Here is a 26851-nt window from a genome sequence, read left to right as displayed (position 1 = left end):
TTTCCCTTTCCGGCGGTTCCGACTCTATCAGATCCTTTCGGGCCTGACTCCCAGTCAGCGGGAGGTGTCTTCCCGGCTGTTGGGCCGTTCCGACGAGTGAGACTTTAGCGGATTCCTGGCTCCCGAGCTAATCGGGGGCGTTCCTTCGAACGCGGATTCCTCATTTCGCAAATACGCATGAAAACGAATCGAAGGCGAGTCCCCTGAGGGCGCACGACGTCGATCGCTTGAATGGTTCTTGCGGAATGGCTGCCCGGGGACCGACCATGTGGTCGACGCTCACGTCGGGCAACTCGGAGAACACTACGTAGCGGCTCCGGGGGTGTCAACTCCTGACGACGGGGCCCTGGAGGGCTACTCTGGCGGACGTGACTACACGTGCGTACGCCCAACTGTGGTGGGCCGCCTGACGGCGGCCGTACATACGCATGTACTCGACGGCCGCCGCTTCGGCGGCCGTTCTCGTTTCTCCCCCTGGAGGACCCGGAGCCCGGTCGTCGGGCCGGCGGTCCTGACCAGGAGGCGGAGAGATGACGAGGATCTTCAGCGGGGTCAAGCCGACGGGACACCTGACCCTGGGCAACTACCTGGGAGCCATCCGGCAGTGGGCCGAGGTCGATCAGTACCGGGCGGAGTCCCTCTTCAGCATTGTCGACCTGCACGCCCTGACCGTGGAGCACGATCCCGGGCGGGTGCGCAGGCTGAGTCGACAGGCGGCGACCCTGTTGCTCGCGTCGGGCATCGATCCCGAGCGGGCCACCGTCTTCGTGCAGAGCCACGTGGACGAGCACGCCCGTCTCTCGTACCTGCTGGAGTGCGTCGCGTCGGACGGCGAGATGCGGCGGATGATCCAGTACAAGGAGAAGTCGGTCCTTGAGCAGGCGCGGGGCGGGAGCGTGCGGCTGTCACTGCTCACCTATCCGGTGCTGATGGCGGCGGACATCCTGGCGTACGACGCCGACGAGGTGCCGGTCGGTGAGGACCAGACCCAGCACGTGGAGCTGACGCGGGACCTGGCGGTGCGGTTCAACCAGCGCTATGGCCAGACGTTCGTGGTGCCGCGGGCCACGCCGCCGAAGGTCGCGGCGCGGGTCATGGATCTGCAGGACCCGACGTCGAAGATGGGCAAGTCCCACGACACGGGGGCCGGGATCATCTATCTGCTCGACGAGCCGGACGTGGTGCGCAAGAAGGTCATGCGGGCCGTCACGGACAGCGGCAGCGAGGTCGCGTTCGACCGGGAGTCGAAGCCGGGGGTCTCGAATCTGCTGGAGATCCTCGCGGCGTGCCGAGGTGGGAACCCGGAGGCCTTGAGCGGTGTATATGAGTCGTACGGCGCACTGAAAAAGGACACCGCCGAGGCCGTGGTGGAGCTGCTCAGGCCCGTACAGGAGCGGCACAAGGAGCTGGTGGCGGACCCCATGTATGTGGAGGAGGTGTTGCGGCGGGGAGCTGAGCGGGCACGGGGCATGGCCAAGCCGACGGTGGACGGCGCCTATCGGGCGATCGGGCTGCTGCCGCCGGTGAGCGACGCGCGGTAAGCGTGGGGGCCGGCTGCGAGGCGGGAGGACGCGTGGCGCCGCGCGTCCACCGTCTCGCCGCCGGAGCCCCTGCGGCAAGCGGCGGCGGTGGCGGTGGCGGTGGCGAACAGTGGCTGCTGCTGCGGCGGTGGCCTCAGCTGTTGTTGCCGGTGGCGAGTTCGCGGCTGCGGTCGCGGGCCGCTTCGAGGGCCGCGATGAGGGCCGCGCGTACACCGTGGTTCTCGAGCTCGCGGATGGCGTTGATCGTCGTGCCTGCGGGGGAGGTGACGTTCTCGCGGAGCTTCACCGGGTGTTCGCCGCTGTCGCGGAGCATGACGGACGCGCCGATGGCCGCCTGGACGATCAGGTCGTGGGCCTTGTCGCGGGGGAGGCCGAGGAGGATGCCCGCGTCGGTCATGGCCTCGACCAGGAAGTAGAAGTACGCGGGACCGGAGCCGGACAGGGCCGTGCAGGCGTCCTGCTGCGTCTCGGGGACACGGAGCGTCTTGCCGACGGCTCCGAAGATGGCCTCCGCGTGGGCGAGGGCGGAGGCGGAGGCGTGGCTGCCGGCGGAGATGACGGACATGCCTTCGTCGACGAGGACAGGAGTGTTGGGCATGACGCGGACGACCGGGGTGGACTCGGCGAGGCGCTCTTCGATGAAAGCGGTGGTGATACCGGCGGCGGCGCTGATGACCAGGCGGTCGGGGGTGACGTGCGGGGCGAGTTCGTCGAGCAGCTTGGCCATGTCCTGGGGCTTGCAGGCGAGGATCAGGGTGTCGGCCTGCTTGGCGGCGTCCGCGTTGCTGACGGAGGTGACGCCATAGCGGGTGCGGAGCTCGTCGGCGCGCTCCTGGCGGCGGGTGGTGACCAGGAGGTCGGCCGGTGCCCAGCCGCCGCGGATCATGCCGCTGAGCAGGGCTTCACCGATCTTTCCGGTGCCGAGGACTGCGACTTTCTGGCTCGTGCTGCTGCTCATGAACGGTGGCCTCCGGGGTTGCGTCGTCCGGGGACCATCCTCGCATCGGGGTGGCGGGAGCAGCGGTGGTGTCCGGTGGGCGGGACACCCCGGACAGTCCGGGGGTCCGGGGGTCAGGCGGTGCGGCGGCGCAGGGTGGCCGCGCCCAGGGCGAGGACGAGGAGTGCGCAGCCCGCGACGATGACGACGTCGCGTACGAAGTCGCCGGTGATGTCGGAGTGGTGGAGGACTTCGTTCATGCCGTCGACGGCATACGACATGGGGAGGACGTTGGAGAACCATTCGAGGACCGGCTGCATGGTGTCGCGTGGGGCGAACAGGCCGCAGAGGAGGAGTTGGGGGAAGATCACCGCCGGCATGAACTGGACGGCCTGGAATTCGGAGGCGGCGAAGGCCGAGACGAAGAGTCCCAGCGCCGTGCCGAGGAGGGCGTCGAGCAGAGCGATCAGGAGCAGCAGCCAGGCGGAGCCTGTGACGTTCAGGCCGAGGACCCACAGGGCGAGCCCGGTGGCGAGGGTCGACTGGACGACGGCCAGGGCGCCGAAGGCGAGGGCGTAGCCGGCGATGAGGTCGCCTTTGCCCAGGGGCATGGTGAGGAGGCGTTCGAGGGTGCCGGAGGTGCGTTCGCGGAGGGTGGCGATCGAGGTGACCAGGAACATCGTGATGAGGGGGAAGATCCCGAGGAGCGAGGCGCCAATGGAGTCGAAGGTCTGCGGGCTGCCGTCGAAGACGTAGCGCAGGAGGAGCAGCATCACGCAGGGGACCAGGATCATCAGCGCGATGGAGCGTGAGTCGTGGCGGAGTTGGCGCAGGACTCGCGCGGCGGAGGCGAGGGTGCGGTAGGTGCTCATCGGGGGCTCCTGGGCGGGACGGGCTGGCCGGTGTCGGCGGCGTCGACCAGGTGGAGGAAGGCTGCTTCGACCGTGTCGGAGTGGGTGCGGTCGCGCAGGGCGTCGGGGGTGTCGTCGGCGAGGAGGCGGCCTTCGCGCATGAGGAGGAGGCGGTGGCAGCGTTCCGCTTCGTCCATGACGTGGGAGGAGACGAGGAGGGTGGCGCCGCGGTCGGCGGCGATGGTGTGGAAGAGGTTCCAGAGGTCGCGGCGGAGCACGGGGTCGAGGCCGACGGTCGGTTCGTCGAGCACGAGGAGTTCGGGGGTTCCGAGGAGGGCGACCGCGAGGGAGACCCGGCTGCGCTGGCCGCCGGAGAGGTTGCCGGCCAGGGAGTCGGCGTGTGAGGCGAGGGCGACGTCGTCGAGGACGCGGGTGACGTGGTCGCGGCGGCGTTCGGCGGCGGTGCCGTGGCCGGGGTCGAGGACGGCCGCGAAGTAGTCGAGGTTTTGGCGGACGGTGAGGTCGTCGTAGACGGAGGGGTGCTGGGTGACGTAGCCGACGCGGGAGCGGAGGGTGGGGGCGCCCGCGGGGTGGCCGAGGACGTTCAGGGTGCCGGTGACCTTGGCCTGGGTGCCGACGATGGCCCGCATGAGTGTGGACTTGCCGCAGCCGGAGGGGCCGAGGAGTCCGGTGATCTGGCCGCGGGGGACGGTGAAGTCGAGGTCGCGCAGGACGGTGCGGGGCCCTCGGACGACGGTCAGTCCCTGGGCCAGCACGGCCGGGCTCTCGGCGGCGCGGGCGGGGGTGCCGGGGGGTGGTTGGTTGTCCGTCTGGTTCCGGCTTCCGGGGGTGGACCCGGGCGGTTCAGGGGGCTCCGGGGTGCTGGGAGGGGGTTCGGGGGTGCCGGATGGCGGCTCGGGGGCGCCGGTTCTGGGGTCCGTCGGGGTCGGCCGGTGGTTGGCCGGGTGGGCCGGGTGGGTCGGTGACGTGTTGGGGCGGGCCGTCGGGGGCCTTTTATTCATCATGTGATGAATAGTGCTCCCGGTGACCCGCTCCGTCAAGGCGACATGGAGGGCGGTTCAGGTCGTGGGGCGGGTGGCGACCAGGAGGTCCACGACGTAGCTCTCCTCGACGATCGCGTCGGGGAAGACCTTGAGCAGTTCGGCGCGTTCCGCAGCGAGGAAGGCGGCGGTGCGGTCCTCGTCGAGGACCAGGAACGCGGAGTGCGTGCCGAGGTTGGCGAGGTGGGTGTCGAGCGGCACGCGGCGGCTCCAGCGGAGCCGGTCGCGGCGGAAGGCGAATGCGGTCGTCAGGTCACCGCGCTCGCCGGCGCGGGCGGCCGTGCGGTCGGCGGTGTGGCGGGCCTCGTCGTCCATACCGAGGAAGCGGGCGATGCGGGCGGTCTGGGCGTCGAGCCACGGGGTGTCGTGATCGTGGATGTTCCACCACAGGGCGAGGGCGCCGCCGGGGCGCAGCACGCGTATGGCCTCGGGTACGGAGCGTTCCTGGTCCGTCCAGTGCCAGGCCTGGGCGTACGTGAGGAAGTCGGCCGAGGCGTCGGCCAGCGGGAGGGCGTTGCCGTCACCGCGTACGAGGGGGATGTGCGGGAGTGTGCGGCGGAACTGTTGTGCCATACCCGTGCCCGGTTCGACCGCGAGGACCTCGGCGCCCCGTCCGGCCAGCAGGGCGGTGGCGATGCCGGTGCCCGCGCCGACGTCCACCACGCGTGCGCCCGCGAGGGGGCGGCCCGCGAGGCGCTCGACGGCGTCGAAGAGGGCGGGCGGGTAGGAGGGGCGGTACGCCGCGTACTGGGCGGCGGCCGCGTTGAAGGAGTGGGCCCGGGCGCGTGAGGAGGGGGTGGTGGAAGTCATGGGTCATCGTCGCGTGCGCAGCAACGAATGATCCAGCCCCCGCGCGCCCGGCCTCACTGGTCGGGTCGGGTCGAGTCGAGTCCAGCCGGGGCCGGAGCCGGGGCCCGGGCTGCCCCCGGAGCGGCGACGTCGGTGTCAGCGCTTCCGCTTTTTGCGGGAGGGGTTGCCTGTGCGGCGGGAGGTGCGCTTTTCGTACTGGGCGCGGGCCGCCTCGTACTCCTCGCGGTGGAGTTTCTCGCCGGGGGCTTCCGAGAAGGAGCGGAAGAAGTGGGCGAGGAGGGTGCCGACGAAGCCGATGGTCATCAGGGAGCGGGCCGAGGCCTGGGACGCCGGGTCGTGGCGTCGACTGAACCCTTCCCAGGTGCGGCGGAAGGCGACGGCGCTGCAGATCGCGAACATCAGGACGACGAGGAGGTTCACGAACTGGCCGACGTCGGCGATGGTCAGGCCCTCGTAGGCGAAGCGCAGCACGAAGCAGCCGGCGACCGCCGCGGCCAGCGAGCCGACGGCGACGCCGACCCGCCGGGCGCCGTAGCCGCCGTCGTGGGCGACCCAGGTCGTCCCGAAGAAGCGGATCGGCTCGGGCCGCGGGCCGGGTTCGGTGGCGCCGGAAGGGCGCGCCGGAGCGGTGGGGCCGTCTGTGCCGGTGGGGCTTTGGGTGCCGGATTCTTCGCTCACCGTTTGATTATGGCCTGCGGTTCCGGGACATCCGCCGTCCCGGTTGGCGATGGCCTGCGGTTACGGGACGTCCGCCGTCCCGGTGGGCGACGGCCTGCGGTTCCGGGACATCCGCCGTCCCGGTTGGCGATGGGCTGCGGTTCCGGGACATCCGCCGTCCCGGTTGGCGATGGCCTGCGGTTACGGGACGTCCGCCGTCCCGGTTGGCGATGGCCTGCGGTTTGCGGTTGCGGGATACCCACCGTCCCGGTGGTTTCGTGTGCGTCCCACGCGTACAGGCACGCCCTATTCGTCCCCCGCCTTGCCAGGGCGCACCGCCCGGCGGTTAGTTTGGGCTGCGTAAGCGGCGAGGGTTCGCAGCGGGGAACACGGGGGAGGTCGGTGAGCATGTCGCTCCGTGGGGGAGACCCGGAGGAGATCGGCGGATATCCGCTCGAGGCGCGCCTCGGCTCGGGCGGTATGGGCACGGTCTTCCTGGCGCGTACGGCTTCGGGGCGTCCCGTCGCGATCAAGCTGATCCACCAGCAGTTCGCGGGTGACGAGGAGTTCCGCATCCGCTTCCGGCAGGAGGTCGCGGCGGCCCGCCGGGTCAGCGGCGCCTTCACCGCGGCGGTGATCGACGCGGATCCCGAGGCCGAGCACCCGTGGATGGCCACCACCTTCATCGAGGGCCACACGCTCGCGCAGCACATCGCGAAGAAGGGCCCCATCGACGGCGTCGAGCTGCGCCGTCTCGCCATCGGGCTCACGGAGGCGCTGCGCGACATCCACCGCGCGGGCGTCGTGCACCGGGACCTGAAGCCGTCGAACGTGGTCCTCTCCCCCGAGGGCCCCCGCGTCATCGACTTCGGTATCTCGCGCGCCGCGGACCAGCAGACGCTGACGATGACGGGGCGGGTGATCGGCACGCCGCCGTTCATGTCGCCGGAGCAGTTGCAGACGCCGCGCGGGGTCGGGCCGCGTTCCGATGTCTTCTCGCTGGCCACGCTGCTCGTCTACGCGGCGACGGGGCAGGGCCCCTTCGACGCGGACAGCCCGTACATGACGGCCTACCAAGTGGTCCACGAGGCGCCGGCGCTCGGCGCGGTGCCGGACGCGCTGCGGCGGGTGGTCGAGCCGTGCCTGGCGAAGGACCCCGACGACCGGCCCTCGGCGGACGAACTCCTCGTACGGCTGCGGGATCTGCCGGCCGATCTTGGTCCCGCCACCGGTCCGGCGGACGGCCCGCGCAGCATGCGGGAGACGGACACGCAGCACCACCTCTCGACGGACGACGACACTCCGGCGCCGGGTGCCGCTTCCCCGCCGCTCGCGGTGGACGGGGGTGCCGAGGACGCCGGCCGTGACAAGGCGACCGTCGGCGGGGGGCGGATGCGGCGGCGCTGGCGGCCGGTGCTCGCCGCGGTCGTGGCCGTGGCCGCGATCGGCGGCGGGGTCGCCGTGATGCGGGCGGGCGGCTCGGACGGTCCCGGCGGCTCGGGCGGCAAGGGGACCGACATCGCGGCGGCCGGGGCGCGGCTGCCGGGTGGTTTCGCGCCGTGGCGCAAGACCGTGCCGGGCGGTCGCGCGGACATTCCGGACGAGTTGCGCTGTGAGGCGCGCGGTGACGCGCTGTTCTGCGGGGGCGGTGGCGTCGTCGCGGCCCGGCTCAGGCTCTCCGACGGCTCCCGGGTCTGGACGGAGAAAAGCCCCGGCGTTCCGGTGCAGGGCATGCATCTGGTGGGCGTCACCGACGACACGGTGCTCGGCTACCGCTTCGCGGCCGAGGGCGATGCGGCCAGTCCGCAGAGCGAGGTGGTCGCCGTCGACGCGGACAAGGGCAGGGAGCTCTGGTCGGTGCCGTCCGGCGCCCAGTCGACGGCCGTGACGGGACGTACGCAGGACGCCGTGGTGATCGGCTCGACCGTCGTCACGGTCGACGCGTCGAACACCCGCTTCGAGGCCCGGCGGGCGCACAGCGGGAAGGTCGCCTGGCAGGAACCATTCCCCTCGGGCACGCAGTGCGCCCCGGTCCCCTCGGGCACGCGGCTGTACGCGATGTGCGCGCCGGCCGCGGAACTGGCGGACGGCGAGGTGCGCCACCCCGTCCTGCGCACCGTCGACCTCGCCTCGGGAAGCCTCGGCAAGGCCATCACCCTCAAGGGCCCCGCCGTGCCGGTGGGCACCGCGGGCGGCAGTCTCGTCCTCCTCCACCCGCGCCAGGAGGGGCCCGCGATCGTGGGCTACGACGGGGTGTCGCGGGTGGACCGGGCCTCGCAGAAGGTGACGTACTCCCGGCTCCCGAAGACGTACGACGGGACGCCCGGCATGGCCGACGGCACCGTCTTCGTCAGCGGGCAGACCGGGCTCGTCACGGCGCTCGACCCGGCGACCGGCAGGAAGAAGTGGTCCCGGCAGACGAGCGTGGAGGGTGTGTCGGGGCCGGTGGCCGGGGACGGCGACGGCGCGCTGTACTTCAGCTCGGCCAGCGGCCGGGTCGTCGCGCTCTCGTCCCGTGCGGGCAAGCCGCTGTGGACGACGGATCCGAGGGCCGACGGCCTGGCGGGCGAGATGAACGCCAGCCCGCGCGTGACCGTCGCCGGGAGCGTGGTGGTCGTGGCGGCCGCGAAGAACACGGTGTTCGCCTTCGACGCGACGAAGCCGCCGAAGTCCGGCTGAGCTCCCGGGGCTCCGGGAACCGCGCGGACTCCGGCGGCCGCGCCACCCGTGCGGCGCTCAGCAGCGCGGCGCCACGTACCCGTCGCTGCCCGTGCGGACGTACGTGTCCGAGACGTAGCGGCCGCTGCCGATCCGGTCCCACAGGTTCGACGTGCCGGTCGGGCCCGTGACCGTCTCGCCGGGCTTCTGGCAGGCGATGGTGACGCGGGTGCCCGCGCGGAGCCGGCCGACCTTGCCGTACGAAGTGCCGGGGCCGGAGCGGACGTTGACGTCCGCGGCGATGGCGTACGTCCGCGCGGCGGTGGCTTCCACGGCCTCGGCCGGCTCGATTGCCTCGGCCGGCTCGGCGGTCACTTCCGGCACCATCACGTTCTCGCTCACTGTGCTCTCCCCCCGTAAACGGCGGCGCGGGCCGCCCCTGGCGTGTTCTCCACACCAAGGACGCGCCCGCGCCCCAAAAGGTTTCCGTGCACCGGCGAACCGGCGAACCGGCGAACCAGCCGTCCGCGTCAGCCGAGCTTCGACACGTCCCGGACCGCGCCCTTGTCGGCGCTCGTCGCCATCGCCGCGTACGCGCGCAGGGCGGCGGACACCTTGCGCTCGCGGCCCTTCGGCTCGTACACACCGCCGAGGGCCTCGCGGCGGGCGGCCAGCTCCTCGTCCGGGACGAGGAGCTCGATCGAACGGCCGGGGATGTCGATGCGGATGCGGTCGCCGTCCTCGACGAGCGCGATCGTGCCGCCGGCCGCCGCCTCCGGCGACGCGTGGCCGATCGACAGACCCGACGTACCGCCGGAGAAGCGGCCGTCGGTGACCAGGGCGCAGACCTTGCCGAGGCCGCGGCCCTTCAGGAAGGAGGTGGGGTAGAGCATCTCCTGCATGCCGGGGCCGCCCTTGGGGCCCTCGTAGCGGATGACGACCACGTCGCCCGGTTGCACGGCCTTGTTGAGGATCTTCTCGACGGCCTCTTCCTGCGAGTCGCAGACGACCGCGGGGCCTTCGAAGGTCCAGATCGACTCGTCGACACCGGCGGTCTTCACGACGCAGCCGTCGACGGCGATGTTGCCCTTCAGGACGCCGAGGCCGCCGTCCTTCGAGTACGCGTGGGCGACGTCGCGGATGCAGCCGCCCGCGGCGTCCGTGTCGAGGGTGTCCCAGCGCTCGGACTGCGAGAACGCCTCGGCGGAGCGGCGGCAGCCGGGCGCCGCGTGCCACAGCTCGACGGCCTCGGCGGACGCGGAGCCGGAGCGGATGTCCCAGGCGTCCAGCCACTCCTTGATGGAGGGCGAGTGGACGGTGTGGACGTCCTCGTTGAGGAGGCCGCCGCGGTACAGCTCGCCGAGGAGCGCGGGGATGCCGCCGGCGCGGTGCACGTCCTCCATGTAGTACGTCGTGTCGCCCGCGACGTTCGGAGCGACCTTGGCCAGGCACGGGACGCGGCGCGAGACGGCGTCGATGTCGGTCAGGTCGTAGTCGACGCCGGCCTCCTGGGCGGCGGCCAGCAGGTGCAGGATCGTGTTCGTCGAGCCGCCCATGGCGATGTCGAGGGCCATGGCGTTCTCGAAGGCGGCGTGCGTGGCGATCGAGCGCGGCAGGACGGAGGCGTCGTCGCCGTCGTAGTACCGCTTGGTGATGTCGACGACCGTCTGTCCGGCCCGCTCGTACAGCGCCTTGCGGGCGGTGTGCGTGGCGAGGACCGAGCCGTTGCCCGGCAGGGAGAGGCCGATGGCCTCGGTCAGGCAGTTCATCGAGTTGGCGGTGAACATGCCGGAACAGGAGCCGCAGGTCGGGCAGGCGTTCTCCTCGATGCGGAGGATGTCCTCGTCCGAGATGCTCTCGTCCACGGCGTCGCTGATCGCGTTGACCAGGTCGAGCTTGCGGACCGTGCCGTCGACGAGGGTGGCCTTGCCGGCCTCCATCGGGCCGCCGGAGACGAAGACCGTCGGGATGTCGAGGCGCAGGGCGGCCATCAGCATGCCGGGGGTGATCTTGTCGCAGTTGGAGATGCAGATCAGGGCGTCGGCGCAGTGGGCCTCCACCATGTACTCCACGGAGTCAGCGATGAGGTCGCGGGACGGCAGGGAGTACAGCATTCCGCCGTGGCCCATCGCGATGCCGTCGTCCACCGCGATGGTGTTGAACTCGCGCGGGATGCCGCCGGCCTCGCGGATCGCGTCGGAGACGATGCGGCCGACCGGCTGCAGGTGGGTGTGGCCGGGCACGAACTCCGTGAAGGAGTTGGCCACCGCGATGATCGGCTTCCGCCCGATGTCGGCCCCGGGTACACCGGAGGCGCGCATAAGGGCGCGGGCGCCCGCCATGTTGCGGCCGTGGGTGACTGTGCGGGACCTGAGCTCGGGCATGGTCGCTCGCTCCTTCAAAGAATGGCGGGGACTCCGGCGATGTGCGGCAGGGATCCCGGCGATATACGGAGGGACAAGACTGATGTCGAGCGTACGCCGCGGCTCCACGATCCGGACAGAGTGTCCGGATGGCGGGACGGCCGTCTCACGCTCGGCCCTCGCACGCCCGGCCGCCCTCTCACGCCTCCGTCAGATGGCCCTGCACCACCGGAGCCAGCCGCGCCACGAGCTGCTCCACGTCCGCCGAGGCCAGCGGCTCGACCTGGATCACGTACCGCAGCATGGCGACGCCCACCAGCTGCGCGGCGGCGAGCTCGGCCCGCAGCTCCGCGTCGGGCAGCTCCAGGCGGCGCGCGATCCGTTCGAGGAGCTGGGTGGCGACGAGGCGGCGGAAGATCGATGCGGCGGTTTCGTTGTTCACCGCGGAGCGCACGATGGCGAGCAGCGGGGCGCGCGTCGCGGGGTTCTCCCAGATGCCGAGGACGAACCGGGTCAGGCGCTCGCCGACCCCGTCGAGCGGGCCCTCCTCGATGGCGGCGGGCGCTTCCAGCGCGGGCGCGAAGGCGACGGTGACGGCGGCCTCGAAGACCTGTTCCTTCGTGCCGAAGTAGTGGTGCACGAGCGCCGGGTCGACCCCGGCGGCCTTGGCGATGCCGCGCACGGACGCCTTCTCGTACCCGCGTGCGGAGAACTCCTCGCGGGCAGCCCGCAGGATCTGGTCGCGCGTCGCGGGGCCGTTCTCCGACTGCGTACGGGACGGGCGTCCCCGGCGGCGCGGGGCGGTCGCCTCCGACGGCGCGCCGGGGGTCATGAGCGGGGCACCTGCACGGCGGAGGCCAGGTGCAGCCGGGTGAAGGCGAGGGCCTCGGCGAGGTCCGCCTCGCGTTCGGCGCTGGACATCGCGCGCCGCGTGTTGACCTCGATGACGACGTGCCCGTCGAAGCCGCTGACCGCCAGGCGCTCGAGGAGCTCGGCGCAGGGCTGCGTGCCGCGGCCGGGGACGAGGTGCTCGTCCTTGGCGGAGCCCTTGCCGTCGGCGAGGTGGACGTGGCCGAGCCGGTCGCCCATGCGGTCGATCATCTCCATCGCGTCCGTGCGGGCGGTCGCGGTGTGCGAGAGGTCGACGGTGAAGTGGCGGTAGTCGTCCTTGGTGACGTCCCAGTCGGGGGCGTACGCGAGCATCTCGCGGTCGCGGTAGCGCCAGGGGTACATGTTCTCGACGGCGAACCGCACGTCCGTCTCGTCGGCCATCCGCCAGATTCCGTCGACGAAGTCGCGGGCGTACTGCCGCTGCCAGCGGAAGGGCGGGTGCACGACGACGGTCGAGGCGTCGAGCTTCTCCGCGGCGGCCTTCGCGCGCTGCAGCTTGACCCACGGGTCCGTGGACCAGACGCGCTGGGTGATGAGGAGGCAGGGCGCGTGGACGGCGAGGATCGGGATCTGGTGGTAGTCGCTCAGTCTGCGCAGCGCCTCTATGTCCTGGCTGACCGGGTCGGTCCAGACCATGACCTCGACGCCGTCGTAGCCCAGGCGCGCGGCGATCTCGAAGGCCGTCGCCGTCGACTCCGGATAGACCGAGGCCGTCGACAGGGCGACCTTCGCATCCGGGATGCGCACCACTGGTTCTGCCACGAGGAACAGCGTACGGGCCCCGTCCTGGCGCGGGGGAGGTGGCCTCCCGTCGCCCTGGTCAGAGCGCATCGCGCCCGCTCACGACGGCGGCAGGTGATCGAGCCTGCGCAAAATCACGCCCTCGCGCAGGGCCCACGGGCAGATCTCCAGCGCCTCGACCCCGAAGAGGTCCATCGCGCCCTCCGCGACGAGCGCCCCCGCGAGCAGCTGGCCGGCCCGCCCTTCGGAGACGCCGGGCAGTTCCGCGCGCTCGCGCGTGGTCATCGCGGCGAGCTGCGGCACCCACTCCTCCAGGGACTTCCGCTTCAGCTCGCGCTGTACGTAGGGGCCCTCCGCCGAGCGGGCGGCCCCCGTCAGCCGGGCGAGCTGCTTGAACGTCTTCGACGTCGCCACGATGTGGTCGGGGGTGCCGAAGCGGGCGAACTCCCCCACCGTGCGGGCGATCTGCGCGCGCACGTGCCGCCGCAGCGCCTTCACGTCGGAGGGGTCCGGCGGGTCCGCGGGCAGCCAGGCGGCGGTGAGGCGGCCCGCGCCGAGCGGCAGGCTCGTCGCGGCGTCCGGCTCCTCGTCCATGCCGTACGCGATCTCCAGGGAGCCGCCGCCGATGTCGAGGACGAGCAGCTTGCCCGCGGACCAGCCGAACCAGCGCCGGGCGGCCAGGAAGGTCAGCCGGGCCTCCTCCTCGCCGGACAGGACCTGGAGGTCGACCCCGGTCTCCTCCGTGACCCGGGCGAGGACCGCGTCGGCGTTGGTCGCGTCGCGCACCGCGGAGGTGGCGAACGGCAGCACTTCCTCGACGCCCTTGTCCTCCGCGGCCTCCATCGCCTCGCGGACGACGGCGACCAGCCGGTCGACGCCGTCCGCCCCGATGGCCCCGGCGGGGTCGAGGAGTTGGGCGAGGCGCAGATCGGCCTTGTGCGAGTGTGCGGGCAGCGGGCACGCACCGGGGTGGGCGTCGACCACGAGCAGATGCACCGTGTTCGACCCCACGTCGAGGACACCGAGTCTCATATAAGGAACGCTACGCCGCGCGGGCCGATCGTCTGGCCTCGGGCGGTCCACTGCCCGCATACCCTGGAGACGTGCCAAAGACGAAAAAGACGAAGGCCGACAAATCGAAGTCGGCGAAGGCCGAGAAGGTGGGCAGGCCGGAGAAGAACGAGAAGGTGGGAAAGTCCGGGAAGCCGGCGAAGACCAAGAAGGCCGCTCCGGACGAGAAGGGTCTTGACTTCGCCCGCGCCTGGGTGGAGTTCCCTGATCCCGCGGACGACGAGCAGCTTTTCCGTTGCGATCTGACATGGCTGACCTCTCGCTGGAACTGCATCTTCGGCAGCGGCTGTCAGGGCATTCAGGCGGGCCGCGCGGACGACGGCTGCTGCACGCTGGGTGCCCACTTCTCGGACGATGACGACGAGAAGCGGGTGGCGGAGTACGTCGACCGGCTCACGCCCGACATCTGGCAGCACCACGACGTGGGCCGGGAGACCGGCTGGGTCGCCACGGACGAGGACGGCGACCGCCAGACCCGTCCGTACAACGGCTCGTGCATCTTCCAGAACCGCCCCGGCTTCGCGGGCGGCGCCGGCTGCTCGCTGCACATCCTGGCGCTGCGGGAGGGCCGCGAGCCGCTGGAGACGAAGCCGGACGTCTGCTGGCAGCTGCCGGTGCGCAGGACGTACGAGTGGATCGACCGGCCCGACGACACCCGCGTCCTCCAGGTGTCGATCGGTGAGTACGACCGGCGGGGCTGGGGCCCCGGCGGCCACGATCTGCACTGGTGGTGCACGTCGGCGACGTCGGCGCACGGCGCGGGCGACCCGGTGTACGTCTCCTACCGCCCGGAGCTGATCGAGCTGATGGGCAAGGCGGGGTACGACCGGCTCGTGGAGCTGTGCGAGGAGCGGCTGGCCTCGCAACTGCCGCTCCTGGCACCGCATCCGGCGGACCCCGAGTCCTCTTGAGATCAGCTCGTGCCCGGCTCACCGCTGCCGTCGCCGGGCGGCGGTGACGAGTCGCCCGGGCCGGGCTCGGACGGTGTGGGTGTCGGGTCTGTGGGGGTCGGTGTGGGGTCGGGGTCGGACGGGCCCGGGTCGGAGGGGCCCGGATCCGACGGGCCCGGGTAGGACGGTCCCGGCACGGAGGGGCCGGGGTGCGTGGGCCGCGGGCCCGGACCGGGACGGCCCGGCGGACGCCCGTCTCCATGGCCGTCGATCGAGATGATCGCGCCCGAGGGCGCGATGGCGACCCGCGCGCTCCAGTGCCCCGACGGCTCGCGGGTGTGATCGACGTACACCTGGACCGTGACCGACTCCCCCGGCGCGAGCGTCCCCGACGAGCGGCTCAGATAGAGCCAGGACGCGCTCTCGCTCGCCGACCAGTGGACCGGTGAACCGCCGGACGCCGTCAACGTGATGAGGGTGGTGTCGCCGCTCGGCCTGGCCTCGACGGTGAGGCGGCCGGGGCCGGTCGACGAGCGGGACCCGGATCCACCGCCGATGACCTCTACGGAGACGTCGGACGAACGGCTGTCCGCGGAGAAGCGGGGCTGGGGGCCCTTGCGGGCGTTGCCCGCGTTCTCGTAGTCGTCGCGGGCGTGGCCGCTGCCGGGGCCGCCCTCGCTCGCGCTGACCGAACGGCCGTCGTGGCCCTCGCCGGTGAGCGGCGCTCCTCGGTAGGCGGCCCAGAGCGCGAGCACCGGGGCGGCCACCACGGTGGCGACGACGGTCGTCGTGACGGCACGCGCGCGGAGGCGGTCGCGGCGGGCGGCGTGGTCCTTGGGGTCCATCGGAAAGCCGCGCCTGTCGTAACGGGGGCCGCCGCCACGCGCGCGTGGGACGTGCGCCATCGCCATGTGGAGGGCGGCTCGGGGCGCCTCGACGATCGGGAGCGCGGCCGGGCTGACGGCCGTGCCCGGCCAGGCGCTCGCGCCGGCGCGCTCGGCGGTGCGGCGGCAGCGCGGGCAGTCGTCGACGTGCCGGACGAGCTCCCGGCGCAGGGCGGTGCCGAGCAGCAGCTGGTTGTCGCCGGTGATGCGGGCCACGATGGGGCAGCTGCCGGTCTCCACGACGGCGAGGGCGGCGCGGGTGCGCTCCACCTCGCAGGCGGCGGAGGCGAGCAGGCCGCGGGCCTTGGTGAGGTCCATGCCGAGGACGGCGGCGACCTCGGCGGGGGTGAGCCGGTGGCGCACGGCCAGCTCCAGGGCCTCGCGCTGCTCGGGGGTGGTGCCCGCGGCCTCCGGCCAGGCCAGCTTGGCCAGTTCCCCGCGCCGCTGCCGCGCGGTCTCCTGCGACGGCTCGGTTTCCCGCGACGGCTCGGTCTCCTGCGCTGGCGCCGGCTGCTCCGCCGGTCGCGTCGGCTCTTTCGGGGCTTGCGTCGGCTTTTTCGGGGGCTGGTCCGCGCCGTGTGCGTGCCGTCCCTCGCGGCTGCGCTTGGCCTCGGCCAGCCGGCGCAGGCAGACCCAGCGCGCGAGGGCGTAGAGCCAGGCCCTGAGGTCGCCCTCGGCCTCGGGGCCGCGGGCGCCGCGGCGCTCGGCGTGGTGGAGCACGTCCCCCAGCGCCGCGGTCGCCGCGTCGTGGTCGCAGAGCACGGACAGGCAGTACGTGAACAGGCCGTCCAGACACGGTTCGTAGCGCGCGGACGGGGTGGCCCGGGGCGCCGGGCGTGGCACCACGCGCTTGCGCGCGACACGGTGCGCCCGGTGTGCGCCGGTTGCGTTCGTGGGAGTTTCCGGCCTGCTGCTCATCACCCGAGCGAAGTTAGGCGGATGATGCAGGTCCCTTCTGCCCTCTCCGGCACATTTAACCCTTACGGGTGAACAGATCCCTCAAAAGGGGACAGGAACCCCGGATTCCGTGGACGGGGCCGCCTCGACCCACGGCCGGAGTGGCCGGAGTCCGCTGCCGGGGCGGCGATGTCAGTGGGCTCGGCTACGGTTCCGACCATGGCTGCCCGTACGAAATCCACCAAGGACCGGCCGTCCTACCGCTGCACCGAGTGCGGCTGGCAGACGGCCAAGTGGCTCGGCCGCTGCCCGGAGTGCCAGGCCTGGGGGACGGTCGAGGAGTACGGCGCGCCCGCGGTCCGCACCACCGCCCCCGGCCGGGTCACCTCCTCCGCCGTCCCGATCGGCGAGGTCGACGGCCGCCAGGCCACCGCCCGCTCCACCGGCGTGCCCGAGCTGGACCGCGTGCTCGGCGGCGGCCTGGTCCCCGGCGCCGTGGTGCTGCTCGCGGGCGAGCCGGGCGTCGGCAAGTCCACGCTGCTCCTCGACGTCTCGGCGAAGGCGGCGAGCGAGGCGCACCGCACGCTCTATGTGACCGGCGAGGAGTCCGCGAGCCAGGTCCGGCTGCGCGCCGACCGCATCGGCGCGATCGACGACCATCTGTATCTGGCGGCGGAGACCGACCTGTCCGCCGTCCTCGGCCACTTGGACGCGGTCAAGCCCTCGCTCCTGGTCCTCGACTCGGTCCAGACGGTCGCCTCGCCCGAGATCGACGGGGCGCCCGGCGGCATGGCGCAGGTCCGCGAGGTCGCGGGCGCGCTGATCCGCGCCTCCAAGGAGCGCGGCATGTCCACGCTCCTGGTCGGTCACGTCACCAAGGACGGCGCGATCGCGGGCCCCCGCCTCCTGGAGCATCTCGTCGACGTGGTCCTGCAGTTCGAGGGCGACCGGCACGCCCGCCTGCGCCTCGTCCGCGGCGTCAAGAACCGGTACGGGACGACGGACGAGGTCGGCTGCTTCGAGCTGCACGACGAGGGCATCACCGGCCTCGCCGACCCCAGCGGCCTCTTCCTCACCCGCCGCGCCGAGCCCGTCCCCGGCACCTGCCTGACCGTCACCCTCGAAGGCCGCCGCCCCCTGGTCGCCGAGGTCCAGGCGCTCACGGTCGACTCGCAGATCCCCAGCCCCCGGCGCACCACCTCCGGCCTGGAGACGTCCCGCGTCTCGATGATGCTGGCCGTCCTTGAGCAGCGCGGCCGCATCACGGCCCTCGGCAAGCGCGACATCTACAGCGCGACGGTCGGCGGCGTGAAGCTCTCCGAGCCCGCCGCGGACCTCGCCGTCGCCCTCGCCCTGGCCAGCGCGGCCAGCGACACCCCGCTGCCGAAGAACCTCGTCGCGATCGGCGAGGTCGGCCTGGCGGGCGAGGTCAGACGGGTCACGGGCGTCCAGCGCAGACTGGCCGAGGCCCACCGCCTGGGCTTCACCCACGCCCTCGTGCCGTCCGACCCCGGCAGGGTTCCCGCCGGTATGAAGGTCATCGAAGTCGCCGACATGGGGGACGCCCTCCGTGTCCTTCCGAGATCCCGTCGCCGAGAGGCCCCACGGGAGGAGGAAGAGCGCCGGTAGACTTTGCCCTGGTCTCGCCCATCCGTACGAAGCAAGGTGTCCGCTCCGTGCGGGGCAAGGCGTGCGCTCCGCACGGAGCAAGCTCGCGGCAGAGGCTTGGACAACCTGCGACCGAGGGAGTGCAGTGGCAGCCAACGACCGGGCAGCGAACCCCGGCAAGTCCGGCGGCAGCTCCGCTGCCGATGGGCTGATGCGCGCCTCCCTGAGCGCCGTCGCACCCGGCCAGGCGCTCCGCGACGGCCTGGAGCGCATCCTCCGGGGCAACACCGGCGGTCTGATCGTCCTCGGCTGGGACAAGACCGTCGAGTCGATGTGCACCGGCGGCTTCATCCTGGACGTCGAGTTCACCGCGACGCGGCTGCGCGAGCTGTGCAAGCTCGACGGCGGCATCGTCCTCGACAAGGACATCACCAAAATCCTGCGCGCGGGCGTGCAGCTGGTGCCGGACCCGACGATCCCCACGGAGGAGACGGGCACGCGGCACCGCACCGCGGACCGGGTGAGCAAGCAGGTCGGCTTCCCCGTCGTGTCGGTCTCCCAGTCGATGCGGCTGATCGCGCTCTATGTGGACGGGCAGCGCCGCGTCCTGGAGGACTCGGCCGCGATCCTCTCCCGCGCGAACCAGGCGCTCGCCACCCTGGAGCGGTACAAGCTCCGCCTCGACGAGGTCGCGGGCACGCTCTCCGCCCTGGAGATCGAGGACCTGGTGACGGTCCGGGACGTCACCGCCGTCGCCCAGCGCCTCGAAATGGTGCGCCGCATCGCCACGGAGATCGCCGAGTACGTGGTGGAGCTCGGCACGGACGGGCGCCTTCTCGCCCTCCAGCTTGACGAGTTGATCGCGGGCGTCGAGCCCGAGCGCGAGCTGGTCGTCCGGGATTACGTCCCCGAGCCCACCGCCAAGCGCTCCCGCACGGTGGACGAGGCGCTCGCGGAGCTGGACTCCCTCACGCACGCGGAGCTCCTCGAACTGCCCACCGTGGCCCGCGCCCTGGGCTACACCGGCTCCCCCGAGGCCCTGGACTCCGCGGTGTCGCCGCGCGGCTTCCGCCTCCTCGCCAAGGTCCCCCGGCTCCCCGGGGCGATCATCGACCGGCTCGTGGAGCACTTCGGCGGCCTGCAGAAGCTGCTCGCCGCGAGTGTGGACGACCTCCAGACGGTGGACGGCGTCGGCGAGGCGCGGGCGCGCAGCGTGCGCGAGGGGCTGTCGCGCCTGGCCGAGTCGTCGATCCTGGAGCGCTACGTATAGCGCCTGTCCGATGGACAGGCGCTATACGCCGACGGTCAGTCCTTCTCCAGGACGAACGAGGCGCGTGCCGTGCCCAGGCCCGGGGTCTTCGCCTCGACCAGGTACGTGCCCGGCTTCGCCGAGCCCGCCGGAGGCGTCGCGCAGCGCGGGGCGCTGGGCCGCCGGTCCCACTGGACCGCGTGCGTGATCCGCCCGTCCGCCGGCACGCGCAGCAGCAGGCTGCCGCTGCCGCCGGGGCAGTCCGCCGACGACCAGAACTCGTCGTCATCCTCGGCCTGAGTGATCGTCAGGACCGTTCCCTTGCCGCCCAGATCGACCTTGCAGGCCTTGCCGCCGCTGTTCTCGGCGATCAGCTCGAACTTCGGCTTCTCGTCGATGGCGTACGTGTTCTGGACGCTGCGCAGCTTCAACTTCACGGCGCCGCTGGTGCAGTTGGGCAGCCGCGTACCGGCCGGGAGGCGGTCGCCCGAACCGCCGCCGCCCTTGGCGCCGTCGTCGGAACCGCCGCCACCGGAGTCCTCCGAGCCGCCCGAGCCGCCGGAGCCGCCCGAACCACCCGAGCCGGAGCCCGAGCCGCCGGAACCGCCGCCGGAACCGCCCGAGCCGGAGCCGGAGCCGTCGCCCGACTCGTCCCGCCCGCCCGGGTGTTCACTGATCGCGGGCCCGGACCCGGTGGGCCCCGGCGTGATGGACGTGGCGGGTCCGTTGCCGCCAGGCCCGTCGGCGTTGTTCTTGCCGCCGCCACCACCAGAGGTGATGACCCATACGACAAGGAGCAGCAGAAGGCCGAGTACGGACAGCAGAACGGCCCTCCGACGCCAGTAGATGGTGGAGGGAAGCGGCCCGACCGGATTGCGCAGAGATCCCACGCCCAAACCTTACGAGAGATCCGCTGCTTCTCCCGCCCCACCCGCCGCCTTGAACGACAAAGTTTGCGGATCATCATCCCGGGACCGTCGCCGGCCCCCTGACCATCGTCAGGGGCGTGACGGGACGATCGCCGGATGTGACGATTCGGCGTCACCCGTACCGTCCGTAATCATGGACACCATGACGGACGATCTCTACCGCGACATCACCGACTTCGCCCACGACACGCCGTCGTGGTTCCAGCACCTCGCGGAGGTGTGGACGGAGCTCGGCCTGCTGCTCTTCGGGGTGCTCTTCATCGTCGCCTGGTGGCGGGCCAGGCACGGTGATCCCCGCGCGCTCGCGGTCGCGGTGCTCGCTCCGCTCGCCACGGCGGTGGCGTACGTGTGCAGCGAGTTGCTCAAGTCCGGGATAGAGGAGGAGCGTCCCTGCCGGGCGGTGTCAGGGGCGCTGAAACCGCTCGTCGAGTGCCCGCCGCACGGCGACTGGTCCTTCCCCAGCAACCACTCGGCGATCGCGGGCGCCGCCGCCATCGGCCTCGCGCTCGCCTGGCCGCGCATCGCCGCGCTGACCGTGCCGATGGCCGTGCTCATGGCGTTCTCGCGGGTGTTCGTGGGTGTGCACTATCCGCACGACGTGGCGGTGGGGCTCGTCTTCGGCGCGGTGATCGTGTTCGTCCTCGTACGGATCACCACGCGGCCGGTGGCGCGGGTCACGCTCGCGATGCGCGGGTCGTCCACGGGGATCGTGCAGTGGTTCGCAGGGCCGGGCCCCGCGCGCCCCGCCCACGCCCGTGCCGCTTCCGTCCCGGCCCCCGCCGGCGCACACGCTCCGGTTCCGAACCCGAGGGCCTATGACCCGGCGGCGTACCCGGCTCACCACCAGAACACGGCCCCGTACGACCCGGCCCCGTATGACCCGGCCGCGCACGAGCCCGCCCCGCACGAGCCCGCTCCTTACGACCCGGCCGCGTACGACTCGCCGACCATGACGTTCCGCCGGGACGACACCCAGCCCCGCTGACGCTCAGCTCACCCCTGTCTCGGGGGCGAGCCCCGCTTCGTACGCGACGATCGCCGCCTGGACGCGGTTCTTGACCCCGAGCCGGTCGAGGACCGCGCTCACGTACGCCTTGACCGTGCCCTCGACGAGGTGCAGCCGGGCCGCGATCTCCGGGTTGGACAGGCCCGCGCCGACCAGGCCGAGCACTTCGCGCTCGCGCGGGGTGAGGGCCTCGGTCCTTGCGCGGGCGGTGGCGCCGCGGCCCATGCGCCGGGCGCCGAAGCCGTCGATGACGTGCCGGGCGACCTTGGGCGAGAGGAAGGCGGCGCCGCCCGCCACCGCCCGTACGCCCGCGATGAGTTCGTGCGGATCGCCGGACTTCAGCAGGAAGCCGGTGGCGCCGCCGCTCAGGGCGCGCGCGATGTACGCGTCCTCGGAGAACGTCGTCAGCATCGCGACCGCCGTGCCGGGCACCGTCCGGACGATCTCCTCCCCCGCGGCGAGGCCGTCCAGGCGCGGCATGCGGATGTCGAGCAGCGCCACGTCGGGGCGGTGGGCCTGCGCGAGGGACACGGCCTCGCGCCCGTCGCCGGCCTCCGCGACGACCTCGATGCCCCGGCCCGCGGCGAGGATGGCGGCCACGCCCGCGCGGATCATGGCCTCGTCGTCGGCCAGCAGGACGCGGATGGGGCCGGCCACGGTCCCGGGGGCCCCGTCCGACGCTCGCTCCTCATTCACCGCACCTGCTCCTTTTCCTCTATGCCTGGGTCTGGGTCTGTATCTCGGTCTGTGACTGCGTCTGCCTCGCTCGCCGTGGGGATGACGGCCTTGTCCACGAGGCGGCCGCTCTCGGTGAAGCAGAGCCTGAAGTGCGTCACGGAGGTGAAGAGTTCACCGCTCGCCCGGTAGTACGCGCAGTCGGCGCCGGCGGGCGGCGGGGTGGGCGCGCGCTCCAGCGGCGGGTCGGCGACGGTCCGGTCCGGCAGGACACGGTCGGCATCGGCGCGGGTCTCGCCGATGCGCAGGCGTGCGTAGTCGGCGGGGTCGAGGACGGAGTGCGTGCGCGAGTACGCGTACCAGGCGAAGGTTCCGCCGATGAGCAGCACGCCCGTGGTGACGGCGATGCCGAAGGCCAGGGCGGTGCGGTGCCGGGCGTGCGCGAGGCGGCCGCCCGGCGGGGGCGGGGGTACGGGGGCGCTTCCCCCGGCCGGGAGACGGGCGACGACCCGGAAGCCGTCGCCGTGGGGGCCCGCGTCGAGCGTGCCGCCCAGGTCCGTGACGCGGGTGCGCAGGGCGCGCAGGCCGGAGCCGCCGCCGGAGAGCTTGCCGGGGGCGCGTGAACTTCCCGTACCAGGGCGCCCATTGGTGACGGTGACCGTCGTCACGGCGGCCGTCTTCGCGGTGGCCGTCTCAGCGGTAGCCCTCTCAGCGGTGTTGCCGCGCGCCACCACGACAGTGACAGGCGCGCCCGGCGCGTGCTTCGCCGCGTTGGTGAGCGCCTCCTGGACGACACGGTGGACCGTGCGCTCGACCGTGTCGTCGGTCACCTCGTCCCGGGCCGGGGCACCCGGCGCCCCGCCCTCGTCCTCCCCGTCCTCGTACGTGATGTCCAGCCCCGACTCGGCGGCGCGCGCGACGAGTGCCGCGACGCTCTCGCCCGCCGGGGCCAGCGGCGCCTGCTCGTCGTCCTCGTCACGGAGCAGGCCGATGATGGCGTGCAGCCGGTCCGTGGCCTGCGAGGCGGCCGCGCGGAGGTCGGCGGCGGCCGCGCGGTGCGGTGCGGGCAGGTCGGGGGCGACCTGGAGGGCGCCGGCCCGTACGGCGATCAGGCTCAGCTCGTGGCCCAGCGAGTCGTGCATGTCCTGGGCGATACGGGCCCGTTCGCGCAGCCGGGCGCGGTCCGCGACGATCCGCTGCTCGCGCTCCAGCTGGTCGGCGCGGGCCCATCCCGCGGCGGCCAGCTCGCGGCCCTGCCGCCAGTAGCGGCCCGCGAGCCAAGGGAAGACGGCGCCGAACAGCAGCGTCCCCATGAGCACGAGCCACTCGACGACCGGGTCGACGTCGCGTGCGGCGATTTTCACGGTGCCGACGACGGCGATGCCGGCGAAGGCGAGCAGGGCCGGGCGGGCACGGTCCGCGCGACGGCCGAGGAGCAGGACGAAGACGGCGAGGGCCGGGCCGAAGGAGAGGGTGAAGAGGGACGGGGCGGTGACCAGGCCGAGGGCGGCCGCGAGGAGGAAGGCGAGGAGGGGACGCGTCCGGGAGACGGCGACGGCGCCGGCGAGGACCGCGAGGCCGGTCAGCTGCTCCGCGGCGGAACGGGGTTCGTTGAGGCCCAGCCGGTCGACCGACACGACGGGAGCGGCCAGCGCCACCCACAACAGCGCGCTCCGTGTACGTCTCTCCACTCCCCCGACGCTACTGTCCCCCCACACCACGGCACCCCTGCCGATCGTCAGGTGCGCGCTCCTCCCACCGGCCGAACTCCCGCGGCCGGGGGCGGTCGTCAGCCCGCCGCCCTCCGGCGCCCGGGAGCCCATCCGGCCCCACCCGATACCCCCGCCCCCGGGAAACCGTCGAGGCGAACCGCGCGGTTGGCCCGCGCCCCGGCGTGCCCGTGGCAGGATCGGGTGTGCCATGACTGCGCCCACGAAGCCCATGCCGAACAGTTCCGACAGTCCCCTCAGCGGGCACACCCCCGCGGGCCTCGCCAACGCCCCCGCGGGCGCTGCCGAGCCCGCGGGTGAGACCCTGCACAGCCCCGTCATCGCGTGGTTCGACACGCACGCCCGCGACCTGCCGTGGCGTCGTGCGGACGCCGGCCCGTGGGGCGTGATGGTCAGCGAGTTCATGCTCCAGCAGACGCCGGTCAGCCGTGTCCTGCCCGTGTACGAGCAGTGGCTGGCCCGCTGGCCCCGCCCCGCCGACCTCGCCAAGGAGCCGCCCGGTGAGGCCGTGCGCGCCTGGGGGCGGCTCGGCTATCCGCGCCGCGCCCTGCGGTTGCACGGCGCGGCCCTCGCCATAACGGAGCGGCACAACGGCGACGTACCCACGCAGCACGCGCAGCTGCTCGCGCTGCCCGGCATCGGGGAGTACACCGCGGCCGCGGTCGCCTCGTTCGCGTACGGGCAGCGGCACGCGGTGCTCGACACGAACGTGCGCCGGGTCTTCGCGCGGGCCGTGACCGGCGTGCAGTACCCGCCGAACGCGACGACCGCCGCCGAGCGCAAGCTCGCCCGCGCCCTGCTGCCCGAGGACGAGCGCACCGCGTCCCGCTGGGCGGCGGCCTCCATGGAGCTGGGCGCCCTGGTCTGCACGGCGAAGAACGAGAACTGCGGGGCGTGCCCGATCGCCGCGCAGTGCGCCTGGCGTCTCGCGGGGAAGCCCGCGCACGAGGGGCCCGCCCGTCGCGGTCAGACGTACGCGGGGACGGACCGGCAGGTGCGGGGCAAGCTGCTCGCCGTGCTCCGCGAGGCTGTGACACCTGTGCCGCAGGCGGCGCTGGACCGGGTGTGGGACGAGCCCGTGCAGCGGGCCCGTGCGCTGGACGGGCTCGTCGCGGACGGCCTCGTCGAGCCGCTGCCCGGCGGCAGGTACCGGCTCCCGCTGACCTGAGGTGCGGGCGCCGGGTGCCCTGCAAATCGTAGGTATTCGCCCAAGTCTTTCGTCTGTTACACAACCGACGTACAGCCGTGCGTCCGCCGCTGGCTGCTCCGCACAACCCCGTGACAACGCCTCCGTAACTTCATACCCGTACCGCACAGCAGGGACGGCGGTCGGCAATGGGGATGGAACGGAGGCGGTTTGGTATGGCGCACGGCGAGGTGCTCGAGTTCGAAGAGTACGTCCGCACTCGGCAGGACGCCCTGCTGCGCAGTGCCCGGCGCCTGGTTCCGGACCCCGTGGACGCCCAGGACCTGCTGCAGACCGCGCTCGTACGGACGTACGGCCGCTGGGACGGCATAGCCGACAAGCGGCTGGCGGACGCCTATCTGCGCCGCGTCATGATCAATACGCGTACGGAGTGGTGGCGCGCCCGCAAGCTGGAGGAAGTGCCCACCGAGCAGCTGCCCGACGCGAGCGTGGAAGACTCCACCGAGCAGCACGCGGACCGCGCGCTGCTGATGGACATCATGAAGGTGCTGGCACCCAAGCAGCGCAGCGTGGTCGTGCTGCGACACTGGGAGCAGATGTCCACAGAGGAGACGGCCGCCGCCCTCGGTATGTCGGCCGGAACGGTCAAGAGCACGCTGCACCGGGCGCTCGCCCGGCTCCGGCAGGAGCTGGAGAGCCGGGACCGCGAAGAGCTGGTCGCCAGCGCGCTCGAACGTGAGGAGCGGGAGAGTTGCGCGGCCTAGGCCCTCGGGTCACGAGAAGCGTGAAGGCGGTGAGCGCGGCGACGGCCGCGGTCGCCGCCGTCGGCCTTTTGCTCTCCGCCTGTTCGACGGGCGGATCCGGCGCGCGCGACGAGGGCCCGGCCCGCAGCGAGCCCGTGGTGTCCACGGCACCGTCCCCTTCGGCCTCGGCCTCCGTACCGACGAAGAAGATCGACGCGGTCCGGCTCGTCAAGGAGGACCCGAAGGTCAGCCCGGCGATCAAGCGGGACCTGAAGCCGTGCGTCGGGAAGGCGTACCCGGTCGACGTGTCGTACGGGAACCTGACCGGAGGAACCGCCTCCGACGTGGTCGTGAACGTGCTGACGTGCGGCGACGCGGTGGGCATCGGCAGTTACGTGTATCGCGCCGAAGGCGGTCGGTACGAGAATGTCTTCAAGGCCGAGGAGCCGGCCTCCGTCTACGCCGAGATCGACCGGGGCGACCTGGTCGTGACGAAGCAGCTGTACGAGTCGGGCGATTCGGTGGCCTACCCCTCCGGCGAGGAAGTGATCACGTACCGCTGGTCCGCGAACCGCTTCACGGAGTCGGGGCGTACCCGCAACGACTTCGGCAACGCGGTGGACGGGGAGCCGTCCGAGCCGGCGACCGCGGGCTGACCCCGACCGACGCACAGACGTAGCGAAGACGCAAAGACGCAGCGAAAAGGACTGAGAGCACCCGATGGCAGAGCAGACCCACGTCCTGTTCGTCGAGGACGACGACGTCATCCGCGAGGCCACCCAGCTGGCCCTGGAGCGCGACGGTTTCGCGGTCACCGCCATGCCGGACGGCCTCGCGGGCCTGGAGGCGTTCCGCGCCGACCAGCCGGACATCGCGCTGCTCGACGTGATGGTGCCGGGCCTGGACGGCGTCTCGCTGTGCCGCCGCATCCGGGACGAGTCGACGGTCCCGGTGATCATGCTGTCGGCGCGCGCCGACTCCATCGACGTCGTGCTCGGCCTGGAGGCGGGCGCCGACGACTACGTGACCAAGCCGTTCGACGGCGCCGTCCTGGTCGCCCGCATCCGCGCCGTCCTGCGCCGCTTCGGGCACGCCGGCGGGCACGGCTCGGCGTCGTCCGGCCAGGAGGAGAGCTCAGCGGCGGACGGCGGGGTGCTGAACTTCGGCGATCTTGAGATCGACACGGTCGGCATGGAGGTGCGCAGGGGCGGTGCGCCCGTGGCACTGACGCCGACCGAGATGCGGCTGCTCCTGGAGTTCTCGTCCGCGCCCGGCACGGTCCTCTCCCGCGACAAGCTCCTGGAGCGGGTGTGGGACTACGGCTGGGGCGGCGACACCCGCGTCGTCGACGTCCACGTGCAGCGGCTGCGCACGAAGGTGGGACAGGACCGCATCGAGACGGTCCGCGGCTTCGGTTACAAGCTCAAGGCGTGAACACGATCAGGACATCTCCGGGAGCCTCAGCTCTCACAGAAGTCACCGCTCTCACGGCACTCACAGAACCCACAGCAC

At 72.5% G+C, this 26851-nt stretch carries 23 protein-coding genes and 1 pseudogene; 10 read left to right on the top strand and 14 right to left on the bottom strand.

Going from position 1 to position 26851, the window contains the following annotated elements:
• The first annotated feature begins 530 nt into the window (after positions 1 to 530).
• Positions 531 to 1541 (top strand): tryptophan--tRNA ligase, encoded by a 1011-nt coding sequence (gene trpS / locus ACZ7LU_RS25765; RefSeq protein WP_468300973.1) that lies wholly within the window; start codon positions 531 to 533, stop codon positions 1539 to 1541.
• Positions 1542 to 1674: 133 nt separating this feature from the next.
• On the opposite strand, the gene proC is transcribed toward trpS, so the two are convergent.
• The 5 genes from proC to ACZ7LU_RS25740 all read right to left on the bottom strand — a co-directional run bounded on the left by proC (position 1675) and on the right by ACZ7LU_RS25740 (position 5878).
• Complete coding sequence (proC, locus tag ACZ7LU_RS25760; protein ID WP_471918125.1) at positions 1675 to 2499, bottom strand: pyrroline-5-carboxylate reductase; 825 nt, start codon at positions 2497 to 2499, stop codon at positions 1675 to 1677.
• A 113-nt stretch (positions 2500 to 2612) separates the two neighbouring features.
• Complete coding sequence (locus tag ACZ7LU_RS25755; protein WP_471918124.1) at positions 2613 to 3350, bottom strand: ABC transporter permease; 738 nt, start codon at positions 3348 to 3350, stop codon at positions 2613 to 2615.
• Positions 3347 to 4105, bottom strand: coding sequence for an ABC transporter ATP-binding protein (locus ACZ7LU_RS25750; RefSeq protein WP_468563292.1), 759 nt, complete (start codon positions 4103 to 4105; stop codon positions 3347 to 3349). Before ACZ7LU_RS25750 ends, ACZ7LU_RS25755 begins: the two co-directional genes overlap by 4 nt.
• A 303-nt stretch (positions 4106 to 4408) precedes the next feature.
• The gene (locus ACZ7LU_RS25745) at positions 4409 to 5200 is read right to left on the bottom strand and encodes a class I SAM-dependent methyltransferase (protein WP_471918123.1); all 792 of its coding nucleotides are present in this window, start codon (positions 5198 to 5200) and stop codon (positions 4409 to 4411) included.
• Positions 5201 to 5335: 135 nt separating this feature from the next.
• Positions 5336 to 5878, bottom strand: a complete 543-nt coding sequence (locus tag ACZ7LU_RS25740; protein ID WP_398302576.1) for an EamA/RhaT family transporter — start codon at positions 5876 to 5878, stop codon at positions 5336 to 5338.
• 387 nt (positions 5879 to 6265) lie between these two features.
• Here ACZ7LU_RS25740 and ACZ7LU_RS25735 point away from each other — a divergent pair, with 387 nt between their 5' ends.
• The gene (locus tag ACZ7LU_RS25735) at positions 6266 to 8536 is read left to right on the top strand and encodes a serine/threonine-protein kinase (RefSeq protein ID WP_471918122.1); all 2271 of its coding nucleotides are present in this window, start codon (positions 6266 to 6268) and stop codon (positions 8534 to 8536) included.
• Between the two features lie 57 nt (positions 8537 to 8593).
• Here the strand turns inward: ACZ7LU_RS25735 and ACZ7LU_RS25730 are convergent, their stop codons facing one another.
• From ACZ7LU_RS25730 to ACZ7LU_RS25710, 5 genes are all read right to left on the bottom strand, one after another.
• Positions 8594 to 8902 (bottom strand): SH3 domain-containing protein, encoded by a 309-nt coding sequence (locus ACZ7LU_RS25730; protein ID WP_468091042.1) that lies wholly within the window; start codon positions 8900 to 8902, stop codon positions 8594 to 8596.
• Between the two features lie 143 nt (positions 8903 to 9045).
• Positions 9046 to 10899: a dihydroxy-acid dehydratase gene (ilvD, locus tag ACZ7LU_RS25725; protein ID WP_398302572.1), complete on the bottom strand. Its 1854-nt coding sequence runs from the start codon at positions 10897 to 10899 to the stop codon at positions 9046 to 9048.
• 178 nt (positions 10900 to 11077) lie between these two features.
• Positions 11078 to 11710 carry a TetR/AcrR family transcriptional regulator gene (locus tag ACZ7LU_RS25720; protein WP_468300988.1) on the bottom strand — a complete coding sequence of 211 codons (633 nt, stop codon included), beginning with the start codon at positions 11708 to 11710 and terminating at the stop codon, positions 11078 to 11080.
• Positions 11707 to 12531, bottom strand: coding sequence for a sugar phosphate isomerase/epimerase family protein (locus ACZ7LU_RS25715; RefSeq protein WP_398302568.1), 825 nt, complete (start codon positions 12529 to 12531; stop codon positions 11707 to 11709). Before ACZ7LU_RS25715 ends, ACZ7LU_RS25720 begins: the two co-directional genes overlap by 4 nt.
• 78 nt (positions 12532 to 12609) lie before the next feature.
• Entirely contained in the window at positions 12610 to 13542 is a 933-nt protein-coding gene (locus ACZ7LU_RS25710; protein ID WP_398302566.1) for a Ppx/GppA family phosphatase, read from the bottom strand.
• 71 nt (positions 13543 to 13613) lie between these two features.
• Between ACZ7LU_RS25710 and ACZ7LU_RS25705 the strand changes: the two genes are divergently transcribed.
• Complete coding sequence (locus ACZ7LU_RS25705) at positions 13614 to 14492, top strand: DUF3109 family protein (RefSeq protein ID WP_398302564.1); 879 nt, start codon at positions 13614 to 13616, stop codon at positions 14490 to 14492.
• A 2-nt stretch (positions 14493 to 14494) separates the two neighbouring features.
• On the opposite strand, the gene ACZ7LU_RS25700 is transcribed toward ACZ7LU_RS25705, so the two are convergent.
• Positions 14495 to 16273, bottom strand: coding sequence for a BACON domain-containing protein (locus ACZ7LU_RS25700; protein WP_471918121.1), 1779 nt, complete (start codon positions 16271 to 16273; stop codon positions 14495 to 14497).
• Positions 16274 to 16471: 198 nt separating this feature from the next.
• On the opposite strand from ACZ7LU_RS25700, the gene radA reads away from it, so the two are divergent.
• Both radA and disA read left to right on the top strand, forming a co-directional pair.
• Positions 16472 to 17881 carry a DNA repair protein RadA gene (gene radA, locus ACZ7LU_RS25695; RefSeq protein ID WP_398302560.1) on the top strand — a complete coding sequence of 470 codons (1410 nt, stop codon included), beginning with the start codon at positions 16472 to 16474 and terminating at the stop codon, positions 17879 to 17881.
• Positions 17882 to 18005: 124 nt separating this feature from the next.
• Positions 18006 to 19130 (top strand): DNA integrity scanning diadenylate cyclase DisA, encoded by a 1125-nt coding sequence (disA, locus tag ACZ7LU_RS25690; protein WP_362997138.1) that lies wholly within the window; start codon positions 18006 to 18008, stop codon positions 19128 to 19130.
• A gap of 35 nt (positions 19131 to 19165) precedes the next feature.
• On the opposite strand, the gene ACZ7LU_RS25685 is transcribed toward disA, so the two are convergent.
• Entirely contained in the window at positions 19166 to 19999 is an 834-nt protein-coding gene (locus tag ACZ7LU_RS25685; RefSeq protein WP_398302558.1) for a hypothetical protein, read from the bottom strand.
• A gap of 172 nt (positions 20000 to 20171) precedes the next feature.
• On the opposite strand from ACZ7LU_RS25685, the pseudogene ACZ7LU_RS25680 reads away from it, so the two are divergent.
• Positions 20172 to 20789, top strand: a pseudogene (locus ACZ7LU_RS25680) (phosphatase PAP2 family protein); the annotation flags it as partial.
• 237 nt (positions 20790 to 21026) lie between these two features.
• Here the strand turns inward: ACZ7LU_RS25680 and ACZ7LU_RS25675 are convergent.
• Positions 21027 to 21659, bottom strand: a complete 633-nt coding sequence (locus ACZ7LU_RS25675; RefSeq protein WP_398302654.1) for a response regulator — start codon at positions 21657 to 21659, stop codon at positions 21027 to 21029.
• 77 nt (positions 21660 to 21736) lie between these two features.
• Positions 21737 to 23410, bottom strand: a complete 1674-nt coding sequence (locus ACZ7LU_RS25670; protein ID WP_471918120.1) for a sensor histidine kinase — start codon at positions 23408 to 23410, stop codon at positions 21737 to 21739.
• Positions 23411 to 23639: 229 nt separating this feature from the next.
• On the opposite strand from ACZ7LU_RS25670, the gene ACZ7LU_RS25665 reads away from it, so the two are divergent.
• The 4 genes from ACZ7LU_RS25665 to cseB all read left to right on the top strand — a co-directional run bounded on the left by ACZ7LU_RS25665 (position 23640) and on the right by cseB (position 26773).
• Positions 23640 to 24617 (top strand): HhH-GPD family protein, encoded by a 978-nt coding sequence (locus tag ACZ7LU_RS25665; protein WP_468091005.1) that lies wholly within the window; start codon positions 23640 to 23642, stop codon positions 24615 to 24617.
• Positions 24618 to 24811: 194 nt separating this feature from the next.
• Complete coding sequence (locus tag ACZ7LU_RS25660; protein WP_362997146.1) at positions 24812 to 25360, top strand: SigE family RNA polymerase sigma factor; 549 nt, start codon at positions 24812 to 24814, stop codon at positions 25358 to 25360.
• Positions 25361 to 25389: 29 nt separating this feature from the next.
• Positions 25390 to 25995 carry a hypothetical protein gene (locus ACZ7LU_RS25655; protein ID WP_398302552.1) on the top strand — a complete coding sequence of 202 codons (606 nt, stop codon included), beginning with the start codon at positions 25390 to 25392 and terminating at the stop codon, positions 25993 to 25995.
• Between the two features lie 64 nt (positions 25996 to 26059).
• Positions 26060 to 26773, top strand: coding sequence for a two-component system response regulator CseB (gene cseB, locus ACZ7LU_RS25650; protein ID WP_362997150.1), 714 nt, complete (start codon positions 26060 to 26062; stop codon positions 26771 to 26773).
• The last annotated feature ends 78 nt before the right edge of the window (positions 26774 to 26851 follow it).

This window comes from Streptomyces sp. NPDC039462 (assembly GCF_055639375.1).
The sequence above is the reverse complement of the archived record's forward strand: the minus strand, read 5'-3'. Positions and strand labels throughout refer to the sequence as shown.

Coding starts and splice junctions, on each gene's coding strand:
- trpS (WP_468300973.1), top strand. CDS start 531: ATGACGAGGATCTTCAGCGGGGTCAAGCCGACGGGACACCTGACCCTG.
- ACZ7LU_RS25660 (WP_362997146.1), top strand. CDS start 24,812: ATGGCGCACGGCGAGGTGCTCGAGTTCGAAGAGTACGTCCGCACTCGG.
- ACZ7LU_RS25710 (WP_398302566.1), bottom strand. CDS start 13,542: ATGAGACTCGGTGTCCTCGACGTGGGGTCGAACACGGTGCATCTGCTC.
- ACZ7LU_RS25720 (WP_468300988.1), bottom strand. CDS start 11,710: ATGACCCCCGGCGCGCCGTCGGAGGCGACCGCCCCGCGCCGCCGGGGA.
- ACZ7LU_RS25745 (WP_471918123.1), bottom strand. CDS start 5,200: ATGACTTCCACCACCCCCTCCTCACGCGCCCGGGCCCACTCCTTCAAC.
- ACZ7LU_RS25755 (WP_471918124.1), bottom strand. CDS start 3,350: ATGAGCACCTACCGCACCCTCGCCTCCGCCGCGCGAGTCCTGCGCCAA.
- cseB (WP_362997150.1), top strand. CDS start 26,060: ATGGCAGAGCAGACCCACGTCCTGTTCGTCGAGGACGACGACGTCATC.
- radA (WP_398302560.1), top strand. CDS start 16,472: ATGGCTGCCCGTACGAAATCCACCAAGGACCGGCCGTCCTACCGCTGC.
- ACZ7LU_RS25700 (WP_471918121.1), bottom strand. CDS start 16,273: ATGAGCAGCAGGCCGGAAACTCCCACGAACGCAACCGGCGCACACCGG.
- ACZ7LU_RS25675 (WP_398302654.1), bottom strand. CDS start 21,659: ATGATCCGCGCGGGCGTGGCCGCCATCCTCGCCGCGGGCCGGGGCATC.
- ACZ7LU_RS25730 (WP_468091042.1), bottom strand. CDS start 8,902: ATGGTGCCGGAAGTGACCGCCGAGCCGGCCGAGGCAATCGAGCCGGCC.
- ACZ7LU_RS25735 (WP_471918122.1), top strand. CDS start 6,266: ATGTCGCTCCGTGGGGGAGACCCGGAGGAGATCGGCGGATATCCGCTC.
- ACZ7LU_RS25665 (WP_468091005.1), top strand. CDS start 23,640: ATGACTGCGCCCACGAAGCCCATGCCGAACAGTTCCGACAGTCCCCTC.
- ilvD (WP_398302572.1), bottom strand. CDS start 10,899: ATGCCCGAGCTCAGGTCCCGCACAGTCACCCACGGCCGCAACATGGCG.
- proC (WP_471918125.1), bottom strand. CDS start 2,499: ATGAGCAGCAGCACGAGCCAGAAAGTCGCAGTCCTCGGCACCGGAAAG.